This window comes from Mesorhizobium sp. RCAM 05104 (assembly GCF_059683645.1).
Genome location: NZ_CM185033.1, coordinates 6,325,368 through 6,339,360 on the forward strand (window position 1 = coordinate 6,325,368; position 13,993 = coordinate 6,339,360).

Genomic DNA, 13,993 nt, shown 5'->3' on the forward strand with positions numbered 1-13,993 from the left:
CCTTCGAGACGTTATCGTGAGGCCAAAGGATTCGGGCACCGGAAAATAATTCGTGTCACACCGCAAAGACGCCGGAGCGTCACTCGCGGACGAGCAGGCGCTTCAACATCGGTTCGATGCGTGAAAGCTCGTCGAGATGCGCGGCCGACAGCTCGGCCAGGCAATCGTCGGCGCGCTCGGTCAGCCGCAGCAGCACGCGGCGATGGTCGTCCTTGTCCTGATCCCGCGCGACCAGTCCTGCCTCGCTGAGACGGTTGACCAGCTCGACGGCGCTGTGATGGCGGATGCGCAGGCGCTCCGCCAGATCGCCAATCGCCACCGGTCCGCCGCCCGGGAAACCCTTGATCGCAAGCAGCGCCTGGTGCTGGCGCGGCGTCAGGCCGGCGTCTTCCGCCTGCAACTGGCTGAATTCGAGGAAACGGCGGATCAGGTAGCGAAACTCGGACAGCCGCTGGTAGTCGGACTGCTTGATGGCGGGGCGTTGTTTCTGTGGCTGCGTCATACCCGACATTTGTTCGTTTTCCGCGAAAGCTCAAACGGATTTCGTGCAAAACCGGCTTGAATATTTATATCGTGTTACGATACATAGCCAGCCGACAACCCGGCTGGCCGCTTCGGCCGTGCCGCAGATCCGAGATCCGGCCGCCGCCAGAAAGCCCCCCCATGAAGACCCATCATTCCAATCCCGGCCATCTCAGGGATTTCACGACCGACGCCAGGGTGCTGTTCATCGCGGCAATAGCCGTCGTGGTCGCCACGGCGGGTCTGTTTGCCGGCATCGGGCTTTTGAAGCTGATCCGTCTGGCCACCAACATTGCCTATTTCGGTCAGTTTTCGCTCGCCGATCTCAAGCTGCGGGACACACCGCTCGGGCTTGCCGCCGTCATCGTCCCGGTGATCGGGGCGCTGATCATCGGCCTGATGGCACGCTTCGGCAGCGAGAAGATACGCGGCCACGGCATTCCCGAGGCCATCGAGGCAATCCTGCTCGGACGTTCCAAGCTCGACGCCAAGGTTGCGATCCTGAAGCCGCTGTCGTCGGCGATCTCGATCGGTTCCGGCGGCCCGTTCGGCGCCGAGGGCCCGATCATCATGACCGGCGGCGCGATCGGCTCGCTGATCGCGCAGATGCTGCCGGTCAGCGACAATGAACGCAAGACGCTGCTGGTGGCGGGTGCGGCGGCGGGCATGACCACCGTGTTCGGGACACCGATCGCCGCAATCATGCTGGCGGTCGAACTGCTGCTTTTCGAATGGACGCCGCGCAGCTTCATTCCCGTGGCGGTGGCGGCGATCATTGCCGAGGTCGAGCGCACCATGCTGCATCTGCCCGGCCCCATCTTTCCATTTCAGGGCGGCATGGAGGTCTCCTTTGTCGGCCTTGCCGGCTGGGTCGCGATCGGTGTCGCGGCCGGCCTGTTGTCGGGGCTGCTGACGCAGATGGTCTATGCCTGCGAGGACGGCTTCCAGAAGCTGCCCATCCACTGGATGTGGTGGCCAATGCTGGGCGGTCTGGTGGTCGGCATAGGCGGGCTGATCGAACCGCAGGCGCTCGGCGTCGGTTATGACAACATCGCCGACATGCTGGATGGCCGCACTGTCGCCACCGCGGCGCTCATCCTGCTGGTGGTTAAAGCCATCATCTGGTCGGTTGCGCTCGGTTCAGGAACATCCGGAGGCGTGCTGGCGCCGCTGCTGATCATGGGCGGTGCGATGGGGGCGGTGCTGGCTGGCGTTCTGCCTGCTGCGGATCCAGGCTTCTGGGCGCTGCTGGCGATGGCCGCCACGATGGGCGGCACCATGCGGGCGCCGTTGACCGCAACCTTCTTTGCCGTCGAACTGACCGGCAATACGCACATGCTGGTGCCGCTGATCGCGGCCTGTGCCGCGGCGCACGCGGTCACCGTGCTCTTGATGAAGCGTTCGATCCTGACCGAGAAGATCGCCAGAAGGGGACACCATCTGGTTCGCGAGTATCGCGTCGATCCCTTCGCCCTGACCAGGGTGCGCGAGGTGATGACCTCCGAGGTAGAAAGTGTGCCGGCGACGATGACGCTGCACGGCGCCGCGGCATTCCTGACCGCGCCGGAAACCCGGCATCCGAGCTTTCCGGTGGTCGACGAGAACGGCCATGTGCTCGGCCTCATCGACCCGCCGGCGATCCTGCGCTGGAGACGCGCCGGCACGCACCGCACCACGACGCTTGGCGAGTTGCTGGCCGGGAGCAAGGTCACGCTGGCCTACCCGGATGAGTATCTGGAAGGTCTCTCCGACAAATTGCTGATGGCCAACGTATCCCATCTGCCCGTCGTCACCCGTGAAGGCTTGCAACTGGTCGGCTATGTCGGCTGGAAGGATCTGATGCGCGTGCGGTCGAGGAAACAGGCCGAGGAGCGCGACCGCTCGGCCTTGCTTGGCTTCGGCACCAGACACAGGAAAAAGCAACAGGCGGCCGAGAGCCTCTAGCTCAAGGATCTGGTTCCGCGCTTCGCCCACTCCAGGACGTGGAGCCGGAGAGCCGAGGACAGGTTGGTGTCGCGAGGCCGCGTTTCGTCGACTTCGGCGACAAGAGCGGCGAGCGTCAGCTTTCTGGTCGCCGCGATCGCCACGAGATCGTCATAGAAGGGTTTTTCGAGCGAATAGCTGGTGCGGTGGCCGCGAATGGTCACCGAGCGCTTTTCCACCGCGCTCACTGTTGCCCCGGTTCGCCGGGCTTTTCACGGCGGTGGCCGGCAACGAATTTGTCGCTTTTGTCGGCGATCAGGCGGTCGCGTTGCTTCTCCGTCTTGGAACGGCCATGCAATGCGCGGTTCTGTTCGGCGACGCGCATCTTCTCGTCCCGCGCCTTCTGCTTGCGGGCCAGGCGAAGATTGACGATGTCGGCCACAGCGAACCCGCGGGCCTATTTCTTGCGGAAGGCGTCGAGCGAGACCACATCGGCACCCTTGGTGGCGGCGTCAGCGGCCGCGGGTTTCTTCTCCGACTCGGCGGCGGCCTTCTTCTCGGCTTTCGGCTTTTTCTCGGAAACGATCGTCAACGGCTCGGGCGAGGCTTGAGCGGCTGGCTCGTCGGCCGCCACGACATCGGTCTTGACGTCGAACTCGAGCTCGAAATTGACCGACGGATCGTAGAAACCGCGCACGGCCGAGAACGGGATTTCGAGTTTCTCAGGCACGTCGGAGAAGGACAGGCCGACTTCGAAGCCGGTGTCGGTCACCTTGAGGTCCCAATACTGGAACTGGATGACGATGGTCATCTGCTCCGGATAGCGCTCGCGCAGCCGCGAAGACACGCGCACGCCCGGTGCACCGGTCAGAAAGGTGATGAAGAAGTGATGGTTGCCGGGGAGGCCGGTGCGCGCGACCTCGGCCAGGACCTTGCGCATGACGCCGCGCAACGCCTCCTGGGCCAGAATGTCGTAGCGGATGTGGTCGTCGGCCATGTGGCGGTCGGGTTCCGTTGAATCGTCCGCATAGCTGTAATCAAGCTTGAGGGCGGCGTAAACCTGATATAGATCACCGTCGCGCCGAAGCGAGGACTATTGCCGAGATTTGATCGCTCAGGCGCCGGCAAGAGCGCTTTGCTTTTCCATCGAGGCCACGGACCGGCGCTTGCCAAAGGCGCGCAGGAAGGTGCGCACGCCATTTGTGGCGGATTGCAGCACTTCGTCCTCGCGCGGCGTGCCGCCGAGCATGAAGGTGGTCTGCAGCTCGGCATTGACGAGGCCGAGGAACTGGCGCGCCGCCACGTCCGGATCCTCGATCGCGAGGTAACCACCATAGGCGAGGCGGGCGAAGCGGGCGGCGATTGCCGGCCATGTTCGGCCTGGCCCCTGCTCACGCCATTCGGCAAACAGCTCGGGATAGCGTTCGCCTTCCGTCTGAATCAGCTTGCGCAGGAATTTTCCGTCACGGTTGCAGATGCAGTTCTGGTTCAGACGCATGGCAAAGCCGATCAGATCAGCCTCGAGATCCTTCGGCTGGTCGGGGAAGGTGGCGATAGTGGCGAAGATGCCGGTATTGCAGCGCTCGGTGAGGTCGCGCACCACGGCAACGAACAGTTTTTCCTTGTCGCCATGGTGGTTGTAGATGGTCTGGCGCGAGACCCCGGCTTCGGCGGCGATCAGATCGATGTTGGCGCCGGCGAAGCCTTCGCGGCAGAATACCCCGGCGGCGGCGTCGACGATCGACAGGCGCTTGGCCTCGTGGCCGCGTGGCGGGAAAGTGTCAGGAGAAACGCTCAATCTCATGAAAAACTATATAGAGGTGATTGACGATTTAGACAAGAGTGTCTAAATTTGTGGACACGATACAAAGAGATTTCGGCCCGGAGAGACGAATAGAATTCGCTCCTGGAGAGTCGGAATCTCACGGGATGGAACGTCCTAGGGTTAGACGTCGCCTGGCGGCGGCAACCAGATTCGAAAGAAGCCTTTATCATGAGTCCCAAATTCCTCCGCATTGCGGTCGTGCTCGGCCTGTTGTCCGCCATCGGCCCATTCGCAATCGACATGTATCTTCCAGCATTGCCGTCGATCGGCGCGGATCTGCATGCCGGTACCGCTGCCGTGCAGATGAGCCTGTTGATCTTCTTCCTGTCGATGGGCTTCGGCCAGATCGTCGTCGGGCCGATCTCCGACATGGTCGGCCGCAAGCTGCCGCTCTATGGCGGTCTTGCGCTGTTCATGGCTGGCGGCATCGGTTCGGCAATGGCGCCGACCATCGAATGGCTGATCGCTTTCCGCTTCCTGCAAGGCCTGGGCGCCAGCGCCGGCATGGCCGTTCCGCGCGCCATCGTGCGTGACCTGCACACCGGCACCGAGGCCGCCAAGCTGATGTCGCTCTTGATGCTGGTGTTTTCGGTGTCGCCGATCCTGGCGCCGCTGACCGGCAGCCAGATCATCGAGAATTTCGGCTGGCGCGCCGTGTTCTGGACGGTGACGGGTGCGGCGGCGCTGGCCACCATCCTTCTGGCGACCTCGCTCAAGGAAACGCGGCCGGTCGAGGACCGTGTCGGTTCCTCCTTCGGCACCGCGCTGTCCGGCTACCGCTTGCTGATGGGCGACCGCAACTTCCTCGGACTGGTGGCGATCGCCGGTTTCGGCATTGCCAGCTTCTTCGTCTACCTGTCGAGCTCGTCCTTCATCCTGATCGACCATTACGGGCTGTCGCCTTCGGTCTACAGCGTGTTCTTCTCGATCAACGCGGTGGCCTTCATCGGCATGTCGCAGCTGACGGGACTGCTGGCCGAGCGGTTCGGGCTGCGGCGCGTGGTGCGCGTCGCGGTGACCGGCTACGCGACGACGATGGTGGTGCTGTTCGCGGTGATGGCGACCGGCGTCGACCGGCTCGATGTGATGGCGGCCCTGCTGTTCATCGGCTACGGCTTCCTCGGTCTGGTCATTCCCACCACCTCGGTGCTGGCGATGGAAGAGCATGGCGAGATCGCCGGTACGGCTTCGGCGCTGATGGGCACGCTGCACTTTGCCATCGGCGCGGTCGCCATGGGCGTCGCTGGCCTGTTCTTCGACGGCACGCCGCTGCCGATGGTGGCGGGCATCACGCTCTGCGCGGTGATCTCGTTCACGCTGGCCAAGGTCACGCTCGGCCGTTCGCGCGAAGCCGTCGAGGCGCCGGCGGAGTAGGCAATCGCCCCTTGGATACCAAAAAGGCCGGGCATGCCCGGCCTTTTTCATGCCTGGGCCAGTCCTGCCGGGGCCACCGGTCAGTATTAAGAATCGGTCGGAATCATTTTTCATCTTTGTCCATGGAGAAGGGCGCGCGCAGCGCGGCGCCTTCGCGGCCACAGGCCGAACGAAGGTCTGCCAGCGGGAGCTGCCATTGCATGACGCATATTGGAGAGGGGGGAGAAGTGGAGGTTTCTGTTGCCAGGTACCTCCGAACCCCGCCTAGAAGTGCGAACCCCTAGGGCTTGAATTGAAGCTATCGCACCGCTTACGCGGCGAGACGTGCTTCCGCATAGTTGTCATTTGCAACTACAGGTTTAGCCCGATGACGGTGGTACCATGCCGGGCAAAAGTACGATCTTTACACCTTCGTCGATCCTATTTCGCCCCCAGCAAAAACCGCTCTGTCGTGAACAGCGGCTTTTGGTGGAGGCGCCGGGTACCGCCCCCGGGTCCGAACGGCTTATTTCATCGCCCATTTATCGCCATAGTCGGTCAAGCCGACAATCCGAATATAGGGGGGCATCGCAAGAAATGAAAGGCCACAATGGCACTTTGTCCCCGTGTCGAAACCGCTGCTCCAAAGGGTTGACTCGGGCGCGCTCTCAACCGAAGCTTTGTGGGCGGTGAGGAGTCATGATCTAGCGCACAAGTTGCAGCAGCGCGCCACAGCCCTCATCGATCGGATTCGTGGCGCCGACGAGGGGAATTTTGATGGCCGACTATCTTGCAGACGTGAAGAAATACGACGCCGCGGCAAGCGCCGACGTGGTCGACAAGATCGTGAAGCATCTGGGCATTGCGCTCAGGAACCGCGATTCCTCGCTGGTGTCCTGCACGGACCCGAAGGAACTCGAGCGCGTCAAGGCAGGCTGGGTATCGAAGAAGCTCGGCATATCAGACGACAAGAAGGCGGATGCGGCGATCGAGAAGGTCTGCAAGGCGATGGCCGCCGACAACACCAAGAACCGGGTGACTTTCTACTATCTGGTTGCCAAGGATCTGGGCAAGCTCGGCTCCCTCTGAGACCTCTGATAATTCTACCCTGGCGGCCGAGTGGCGCGGTTTTCCGCGCTTCCGGTGCTCACGTACTTTGAGTACGCTCCGCTCCGGTCCTCGAAATCACACCATTTTTTCGAAATCACACCATTCGACTCGCCAGAGTAGATTCTGAATGTCTCCACTCCCCGCCATGGTGGGGATGATTTCAGACAAGCGTGGCGTCGGCGCGCACATGCGCTATGATTGGTAAATCCCGAATCGAGCCCGAACCGATGCGCCAATATCTCGACCTCTTACAGCATGTGCTGGAAAACGGCGCCGATCGCGGCGACCGCACCGGCACCGGCACGCGCTCGGTGTTCGGTTACCAGATGCGTTTCGACCTTGGGCGCGGCTTTCCGGTTACGACCACCAAGAAGCTGCATCTTAAGTCGATCATTCATGAACTTCTGTGGTTCCTGGCCGGCGACACCAACATCAAATATCTCACCGACCATGGCGTTTCGATCTGGGACGAATGGGCGGACGAGAATGGCGATCTGGGCCCGGTCTATGGCAAACAGTGGCGCTCCTGGCCCGATGGCCATGGCGGCTCGATCGACCAGATCGCGAATCTTCTCAAGGAGATACGCCGGAATCCTCTATCGCGGCGGCTTATCGTTTCGGCATGGAACCCGGCCGAGGTGGAAGCCATGGCGCTGCCGCCGTGCCACTGCCTGTTCCAGTTCTACGTCTCCGAGGGCCGGCTTTCGTGCCAGCTCTACCAGCGTTCGGCCGATATCTTCCTCGGCGTGCCATTCAACATTGCCTCCTACGCCTTGCTGACACTGATGGTGGCGCAAGTGACTGGACTGAAGCCCGGCGATTTTGTCCATACGCTTGGCGACGCACATCTCTACTCGAACCATTTCGAACAGGCGCGCGAACAATTGCAACGCACGCCGAGAGCGCTGCCGACGATGTGGATCAACCCGGAGGTGAAGGATTTGTTCGCTTTCCGCTTCGAGGACTTCCGGCTGGAAAACTACGTCGCCGACGCATCGATCAAGGCGCCGATCGCCGTCTGAGCCCGCGGGGCTGGCTCACTCCTCGAAATCGGGCACCGATCAGTCGATGCCGACCATCACGTCCGAGGCCTTGACCACGGCATAGGCCTGCTTGCCCTTTTCGAGCTTGAGGTCGGCGACGGCTTCGTTGGTGATCGAGGCGGTGACGACGGCGCCACCGATGTCGATCCTGACATGCGAGGTGGTGGCTCCTTTGACGATGTCGACGATTGTGCCTTTCAGGATGTTGCGGGCGCTGATCTTCATTGGACGTCTCCTTTGCATTTCGCTGTATCCAGCCCGGTCCATCGTAGGCCGTGACGGCATCTCGATACAATGCAGGTGTCGGGCAAAAAGCCTTCCCTTGTTATGTCCGTATGGATATATCGGTTGACAGGCTTCGAGCCGATCGGATTTCAAACCCAGGGAGAATTTCATGCTGATGCGCAAAGGTTTCGGATTGAGGGCGATTGCGATCGGTGGTCTTGCGGCGACGCTGATGGCCGCGATGCCGGCCGCGCATGCGCAAGACAAGGTGGTCGTGTTCGCCGCGGCCAGCCTCAAGGATGCGCTCGATGCGGTGAACAAGGCCTGCGAGGCCGATGTCGGTGAGGCCGCGACCGTTTCCTACGCCGCGAGTTCGGCGCTGGCCAAGCAGATCGAGAGCGGGGCACCGGCCGACGTCTTCATTTCGGCCGACCTCGACTGGATGAAATATCTCTCCGACAAGAAGCTGACCAAGCCGGACACAGAGGTGAAGCTGCTCGGCAACGAGATCGTGCTGGTGGCGCCGAAGGACTCGACAGTTGAAACCAGGATCGAGAAGGGCTTCGATCTGGCCAAGCTGATCGGCGACGGCAAGCTCGCCATGGGCGACTTCAAGGCGGTGCCGGCCGGCAAATACGGCAAGGCCGCGCTGGAATCGCTGGGCGTCTGGTCCTCGGTCGAGGGCAAGGTGGCGCAGGCCGAGAATGTGCGCGCGGCGCTGAAGCTGGTTTCGACAGGCGAAGCGGCCCTCGGCATCGTCTACGCCACCGACGCGCATGCCGAAAAAGGCGTCAAGGTAGTCGGTACTTTTCCGGAGGATTCGCATCCGCCGGTCATCTATCCGGTTGCCCAGATCGCCGATTCGACGGACAAGGATACGCCGGCCTTCCTGAAATGCCTGCAGTCGGCCAAGGCCGGTGCGCTGTTCAAGGATCAGGGTTTCACCGTGCTCACGCCAAGCAACTGAGTTCGAAAAGGCCTGATTTCGCAATATGAACTGGCTGCTGGACCTAACTCCCGAGGAATGGAATGCGGTCCGGCTATCGACCAAGGTGGCGACGGTGGCAATGCTTTTCAGTCTGCCACCGGGCATACTGATCGCGCTGCTGCTTGCCCGGGGAAAATTCTGGGGCAAGACGCTGCTCAATGGGCTGGTGCATCTGCCATTGATCCTGCCGCCGGTGGTCACCGGCTATCTGCTGCTGCTCACTTTCGGCAAACGTGGCCCGGCCGGCGCCTTCCTGGCCGAGCATTTCGGCATTGTCTTCTCATTTCGCTGGACAGGTGCTGCTCTCGCCTGCGGCGTCATGGGTTTTCCCCTGATGGTGCGGGCAATCCGGCTGTCGATCGAGGCGGTGGATCGCAGGATGGAGGCGGCGGCCGGAACGCTCGGCGCCAACCCGCTGTGGGTGTTCGCCACCATCACGCTGCCGCTGATCCTGCCCGGCCTGATCGCCGGCGCCATCCTGTCCTTCGCCAAGGCGATGGGCGAGTTCGGCGCGACGATCACCTTCGTTTCCAACATCCCCAACGAGACACAGACTTTGCCGTCGGCGATCTACACCTTCACGCAGGTGCCGGGCGGCGATGAAGGCGCGCTGCGGCTGACGCTGATTTCCATCGTCATCTCGATGGCCGCACTGGTCGCCTCGGAAGTGCTGGCGCGGCGTGTCGGCCGGCGAAGGGACATAGAATGACAGTCCTCGTCGACATCAGCCATCGCCTAGGCGACTTCAGCCTCGATGTTCGCTTCGAGAGCGCAGGGCGGCTGACGGCGCTGTTCGGACCCTCGGGATCGGGCAAGACGACGCTGATCAACATGATCGCCGGGCTGATCCGGCCCGGCAAGGGTCGCATCGAGGCCGATGGCCGCGTGCTGGTCGACACCGGCGCGGGCATTTTCGTGCCTAAGCACAGGCGCCGCATCGGCATGGTGTTCCAGGATGCGCGCCTGTTTCCGCATATGAGCGTGGCTGGCAATCTGCGTTACGGTCGCTGGTTCACGCCGGCGGCGGAGCGCTACGCGGACATGGGCGCCGTGGTCGAACTGCTCGGCATCGGCCCACTGCTGGACAGGCGACCGGCAAAGCTCTCGGGCGGCGAGAGACAGCGCGTGGCCATCGGCCGGGCGCTGCTTGCCAGTCCTCGGCTGCTGCTGATGGATGAGCCGCTGGCCTCGCTGGACGAGGCGCGCAAGGCCGAGATCCTGCCCTATATCGAGCGGCTGCGCGACGAGACGAAGATCCCGATCGTCTATGTCAGCCATTCGGTCGCCGAGGTGGCGCGGCTGGCCAGCGACGTGGTGATGCTGGCGCAAGGCAATGTCATCGCCAGCGGACCGACCGATGCCGTGATGCAAAGGCTCGACCTGTTGCCGGCGGAGGAGCGCGGCGAGGGCGGAGCCGTGCTGGACACACGGGTGCTGCGTCACGACGAGACTTTCGGCATGACCGTGCTCGGCTCGGCCGCCGGTGAGATCCGGGTGCCGCGGCTGGCGGCTGCGGCGGGAGCGCCGGTCCGCATTCGCATCCGCGCCCGCGACGTGATGATCGCCACCGAACAGCCGGCGGGCCTCAGCGCGCTCAACATCCTGCCCGGCACCATTGTTGCGATCAGCCAAGGCGAGGGGCCGACGGTCGAGGTCGGCATCGACTGCAATGGCGCGACCGTGCTGGCCCGCATCACCGAACAATCGCGGCATGCGCTGAAGCTGCGGCTCGGGGGACATGTCTTTGCCGTGATCAAGACGGTGAGCTTCGATCGTGCCAATACCGGCGCCGGCCTGCCCGCCGAGGCGGATGGATGATCATCGCTATGTTTTTTTGGAATAGCGGTATTGCAGAGGAGCTTCTAGTATGGGGTCGCGCGTGACCGCGGAGGAGCAAAAATGCCATCGCTGAGCTTGCGGATAAATCTCGATCCCGACGGGCGCATCGGACCGGGCAAGATCGAGCTTCTTGAGCAGATCGCCGCCTTTGGCTCGATCTCGGCCGCAGCGCGCGGCATGGAGATGTCCTACAAGCACGCCTGGGACCTGGTCGAGGACATGAACCGGGTGTTCGGCAAGCCGCTGGTCGCGGCGCAGACCGGCGGCCGCAAAGGCGGCGGCGCGCAACTGACGGCGGTCGGCCTGGCGGTGGTCAGCCGTTTCAGGGCCATAGAACGGGCAGCTGCATCGGCGGCTGCAACGCATATGGAGGCATTGCAGGCCGAAATCGACGCTGGGTAAAAGGCCTGTGCAAACTCCACTGCGCCGGATGCATGACGCGATTTTTAGCGTTTCCGGTGCCCGCGGGCCTGAAAGTCCGCTCCGTTCGTCGCCTCGGGCGAACCCGAAATCCACGCCATTCACCGCGTCAGGGCGAGTTCGAGCCGATCCCTGCGATCGGCAAACAGAGGGACTAGACTAATTGTCTTCCGGCTCGCCTGGTTTGCGCAGCAGATAGGTGTCCATGATCCAGCCCTTTTGCCGGCGGGCTTCCTCGCGGCTTTGTTCGATCCTCGCGCCGACATCGCCCACGCGGCCGGAGATGATGATCTCGTCAGGCGTGCCGAGATAGGCGCCCCAATGGATGACGACATCCTTGTCATCCAGCGTGTTGAAGGCGCATTTGCCATCCAGCATGACGACTGTACTGCCGGCATTTCCAGCCAAACCCTCCTCGGTAAGCCTGCGGCCGGTGGTGATCAGGATGGAATCGCCAATGCGGTTCAGCGCCATTTTGTGGCTGGCGGCAAGCGCCTGGACAGCGGTGATGCCGGGTATCACTTCAAGCTCGAAGACGACATTGCCTCGCAGGCGTACGCGCTCGAGGATACGCAGCGCGCTGTCGTACAGCGAAGGATCACCCCAGATCAGGAAGGCACCGCAGCCGTCCTCCGCAATCTCGTCGCGGATCAGGCTCTCATAGATGGCGGCGATCGCTTCGTGCCAGTCGTCGACCGTCGAACGGTAGGAGGGCGCCGGCTCGGCGCGCACCGGCACGTCGAATTCGACGCGGCGTATTTTCGGGTTGGTGACGAAGCGGTCGCAGATCTGGCGTCGCAGTTCGGCAAGATCGTTCTTCTTCTCGCCCTTGTCGGGGATGAACAGCACGTCGGCACGGTTCAGGCCTGATATGGCCTGCACGGTAATGTGGTCGGGATTGCCGGCGCCGATGCCGATGACGAGAAGCTTGCGCATGCGCGGACTCCTGCCCGATCGGAACGTCGGTGTCCAGACAAGCGCGGCATGTGGGCAAGCGTTGAGGTGCGTGTTGAAGGGCTTTGAAACGTCACATTGAAACCGCTAGGGTCGTGCCGATATTGTCGCCGAGGGGGCTTCCATGTTCCGACACGTCCTGATTGCCGCGCTGATACTGTGCGCCGCACCCGCGCTTGCCAATGATTCGATCGCGGAGCTCGGCACTGGCGGCCTGATCCTGTCGCGCAGCGATGCCGTGGCGATGCAGAGCGAGAACCTCTACATCTCGCCGGAAAAGGTGACGGTCGACTACGTCTTCCACAACAACACCGACAAGGATGTCGACGCGATCGTCGCCTTCCCGATGCCCGACATCTCGGGCGACCCCGAAGAGATTCCGGCGATCCCTGAAAACCAGAGCGACAACTTCCTCGGCTTCGAGGTGACGATCGACGGCGTCGCGGCAAAGCCGCAGCTTGAGCAGAAGGTGTTCGCGCTCGGCATCGACATCGGCGCCGACCTGAAGGCGCAGAATGTGCCCTTCAACCCGTTCGGCGACGCGGCCAAGGCGGCACTGGCGAAGCTGCCGCAGGCGGTGGCCGACGACTGGGTCAACCGGGGCATCATCATCGAGGACACTGCCGACGACGGCAGCGGCATGAAATCCACCTATGTGCCGTTCTGGCAATTGCGCTCGACCTATTGGTGGCGCTCGACCTTTCCGGCCAACAAGGACGTTCACGTCTCCCACCGCTACAAGCCGAGCGTCGGCGGCACCTCATCGGTCAGCTTCTTCTATGATGGCCAGTTCCAGGGGCAGTATACCGCCTACAAGTCCCGCTACTGCATGGACGGCACGTTCGAGAATGCGGTGCGCAAGGCTGCCAAGGACAATCCCGACGGCTATCCGAAATATTATGAAAGCCGGATCGCCTATATCCTGACCACTGGGGGCAACTGGGCGGCGGGCAGCATCGGCAAGTTCAAGCTCACCGTCGACAAAGGCAATCCGAAGGCCCTGGTTTCGTTCTGCGGCGACAATGTCAAGAAGATCGGGCCGACGACCTTCGAGATGACCGCGGACGATTTCTATCCCGAGCACGACATCGACATCCTGATCCTCGATCCGTCGGACAATGGCGGGGGCGCGAACTGATGCATGTCGCGATCTATGTCGCCATCGCCGAGAACGGCGTCATCGGACGGGACGGCGGGCTGCCCTGGCGCTTGTCCACCGATCTCAAGCGGTTCAAGGCCGACACCATGGGCAAGCCCATCATCATGGGCCGCAAGACCTATGAAGGGATTGGCCGGCCGCTGCCGGGCAGGCTGAACATCGTCGTCACCCGAGACAAGACCTGGCGTGCCGACGGTATCGAGGTCGCCCATACGCTCGAAGCCGCGATCCAGCTGGCGACAGTGCGCGGACGCTGCATGGCTGGGGTGGACGAGGTCTGCATCGTCGGCGGCGGCGAGATTTACGCCCAGGCGCTGCCGCTGGCCGATCGGCTGCATGTCACCCACGTGCTGGCCACGGTCGACGGCGATGCGCATTTCCCGCCGATCGATCCGAATTCCTGGCGCGTCGTCAGTTCACAGGAGGTTCCGGCCGGGGAGAAGGACAGCCACGCCACGCGCTATTCGGTTTACGAGCGACGCCGCGACGTGCATTGAAGGAAGACAAAGGGTCGCGACCGGACCAAATCGGACGAAGTCGGCAACGCATCGCGTTGAAAGCGCCTCGTGGCGTCCCTATAGAAGAACAACACTGGATTTTTGCGCCGCAATACCGGCGCTTGAGGGAATTCC

Annotated in this window: 17 protein-coding genes and 1 other RNA gene; 10 read left to right on the forward strand and 8 right to left on the reverse strand. The window is 62.7% G+C overall.

The features are described 5' to 3' along the window. Nucleotides 1–79: 79 nt before the first annotated feature. Nucleotides 80–511, reverse strand: coding sequence for a MarR family winged helix-turn-helix transcriptional regulator (locus AC56QP_RS30915; RefSeq protein ID WP_489862048.1), 432 nt, complete (start codon nucleotides 509–511; stop codon nucleotides 80–82). A 152-nt stretch (nucleotides 512–663) separates the two neighbouring features. Here AC56QP_RS30915 and AC56QP_RS30920 point away from each other — a divergent pair, with 152 nt between their 5' ends. Continuing rightward, on the forward strand, nucleotides 664–2,466 hold the full coding sequence (locus AC56QP_RS30920) for a chloride channel protein (protein ID WP_489862047.1): 1,803 nt from the start codon (nucleotides 664–666) through the stop codon (nucleotides 2,464–2,466). On the opposite strand, the gene AC56QP_RS30925 is transcribed toward AC56QP_RS30920, so the two are convergent. The 4 genes from AC56QP_RS30925 to AC56QP_RS30940 all read right to left on the reverse strand — a co-directional run bounded on the left by AC56QP_RS30925 (nucleotide 2,463) and on the right by AC56QP_RS30940 (nucleotide 4,249). Continuing rightward, complete coding sequence (locus AC56QP_RS30925) at nucleotides 2,463–2,693, reverse strand: ribbon-helix-helix domain-containing protein (RefSeq protein ID WP_489862046.1); 231 nt, start codon at nucleotides 2,691–2,693, stop codon at nucleotides 2,463–2,465. The genes AC56QP_RS30920 and AC56QP_RS30925 overlap by 4 nt on opposite strands. Beyond that, nucleotides 2,690–2,887 carry a DUF4169 family protein gene (locus tag AC56QP_RS30930; RefSeq protein ID WP_489862045.1) on the reverse strand — a complete coding sequence of 66 codons (198 nt, stop codon included), beginning with the start codon at nucleotides 2,885–2,887 and terminating at the stop codon, nucleotides 2,690–2,692. The genes AC56QP_RS30925 and AC56QP_RS30930 overlap by 4 nt, the downstream gene beginning before the upstream one ends. Before the next feature lie 15 nt (nucleotides 2,888–2,902). Further along, nucleotides 2,903–3,442, reverse strand: a complete 540-nt coding sequence (locus AC56QP_RS30935) for an SspB family protein (protein ID WP_489862044.1) — start codon at nucleotides 3,440–3,442, stop codon at nucleotides 2,903–2,905. A gap of 117 nt (nucleotides 3,443–3,559) precedes the next feature. Beyond that, nucleotides 3,560–4,249 carry a TetR/AcrR family transcriptional regulator gene (locus tag AC56QP_RS30940; RefSeq protein ID WP_489862043.1) on the reverse strand — a complete coding sequence of 230 codons (690 nt, stop codon included), beginning with the start codon at nucleotides 4,247–4,249 and terminating at the stop codon, nucleotides 3,560–3,562. A gap of 189 nt (nucleotides 4,250–4,438) precedes the next feature. On the opposite strand from AC56QP_RS30940, the gene AC56QP_RS30945 reads away from it, so the two are divergent. After that, on the forward strand, nucleotides 4,439–5,644 hold the full coding sequence (locus tag AC56QP_RS30945) for a multidrug effflux MFS transporter (RefSeq protein ID WP_091580472.1): 1,206 nt from the start codon (nucleotides 4,439–4,441) through the stop codon (nucleotides 5,642–5,644). Between the two features lie 226 nt (nucleotides 5,645–5,870). Here AC56QP_RS30945 and ssrA read toward each other — a convergent pair. After that, nucleotides 5,871–6,230: a transfer-messenger RNA gene (gene ssrA / locus AC56QP_RS30950) on the reverse strand. A 170-nt stretch (nucleotides 6,231–6,400) separates the two neighbouring features. Here ssrA and AC56QP_RS30955 point away from each other — a divergent pair. Continuing rightward, nucleotides 6,401–6,712 (forward strand): DUF2853 family protein, encoded by a 312-nt coding sequence (locus tag AC56QP_RS30955; protein ID WP_256751171.1) that lies wholly within the window; start codon nucleotides 6,401–6,403, stop codon nucleotides 6,710–6,712. Nucleotides 6,713–6,960: 248 nt separating this feature from the next. Further along, nucleotides 6,961–7,755, forward strand: a complete 795-nt coding sequence (locus tag AC56QP_RS30960) for a thymidylate synthase (RefSeq protein ID WP_489862042.1) — start codon at nucleotides 6,961–6,963, stop codon at nucleotides 7,753–7,755. 39 nt (nucleotides 7,756–7,794) lie between these two features. Here AC56QP_RS30960 and AC56QP_RS30965 read toward each other — a convergent pair whose 3' ends face one another. Further along, nucleotides 7,795–8,001, reverse strand: a complete 207-nt coding sequence (locus AC56QP_RS30965; RefSeq protein WP_489862041.1) for a TOBE domain-containing protein — start codon at nucleotides 7,999–8,001, stop codon at nucleotides 7,795–7,797. Between the two features lie 169 nt (nucleotides 8,002–8,170). On the opposite strand from AC56QP_RS30965, the gene modA reads away from it, so the two are divergent. The 4 genes from modA to AC56QP_RS30985 all read left to right on the forward strand — a co-directional run bounded on the left by modA (nucleotide 8,171) and on the right by AC56QP_RS30985 (nucleotide 11,230). Beyond that, a complete protein-coding gene (gene modA, locus AC56QP_RS30970; protein ID WP_497100936.1) occupies nucleotides 8,171–8,968 on the forward strand; it encodes a molybdate ABC transporter substrate-binding protein in 798 nt (265 codons plus the stop codon). Between the two features lie 25 nt (nucleotides 8,969–8,993). Further along, nucleotides 8,994–9,698 (forward strand): molybdate ABC transporter permease subunit, encoded by a 705-nt coding sequence (modB, locus tag AC56QP_RS30975; protein ID WP_489862040.1) that lies wholly within the window; start codon nucleotides 8,994–8,996, stop codon nucleotides 9,696–9,698. After that, nucleotides 9,695–10,807 carry a molybdenum ABC transporter ATP-binding protein gene (modC, locus tag AC56QP_RS30980; RefSeq protein WP_489862039.1) on the forward strand — a complete coding sequence of 371 codons (1,113 nt, stop codon included), beginning with the start codon at nucleotides 9,695–9,697 and terminating at the stop codon, nucleotides 10,805–10,807. Before modB ends, modC begins: the two co-directional genes overlap by 4 nt. A gap of 81 nt (nucleotides 10,808–10,888) precedes the next feature. Then, nucleotides 10,889–11,230, forward strand: coding sequence for a winged helix-turn-helix domain-containing protein (locus AC56QP_RS30985; protein ID WP_256751177.1), 342 nt, complete (start codon nucleotides 10,889–10,891; stop codon nucleotides 11,228–11,230). A gap of 177 nt (nucleotides 11,231–11,407) precedes the next feature. Here AC56QP_RS30985 and cobF read toward each other — a convergent pair whose 3' ends face one another. Continuing rightward, the gene (gene cobF, locus AC56QP_RS30990) at nucleotides 11,408–12,184 is read right to left on the reverse strand and encodes a precorrin-6A synthase (deacetylating) (protein ID WP_489862038.1); all 777 of its coding nucleotides are present in this window, start codon (nucleotides 12,182–12,184) and stop codon (nucleotides 11,408–11,410) included. A 142-nt stretch (nucleotides 12,185–12,326) separates the two neighbouring features. On the opposite strand from cobF, the gene AC56QP_RS30995 reads away from it, so the two are divergent. Together AC56QP_RS30995 and AC56QP_RS31000 are read left to right on the forward strand one after the other, a co-directional pair. Then, on the forward strand, nucleotides 12,327–13,340 hold the full coding sequence (locus AC56QP_RS30995) for a DUF4424 domain-containing protein (protein WP_489862037.1): 1,014 nt from the start codon (nucleotides 12,327–12,329) through the stop codon (nucleotides 13,338–13,340). Beyond that, on the forward strand, nucleotides 13,340–13,858 hold the full coding sequence (locus AC56QP_RS31000) for a dihydrofolate reductase (RefSeq protein WP_489862036.1): 519 nt from the start codon (nucleotides 13,340–13,342) through the stop codon (nucleotides 13,856–13,858). The genes AC56QP_RS30995 and AC56QP_RS31000 overlap by 1 nt, the downstream gene beginning before the upstream one ends. Nucleotides 13,859–13,993: the final 135 nt, after the last annotated feature.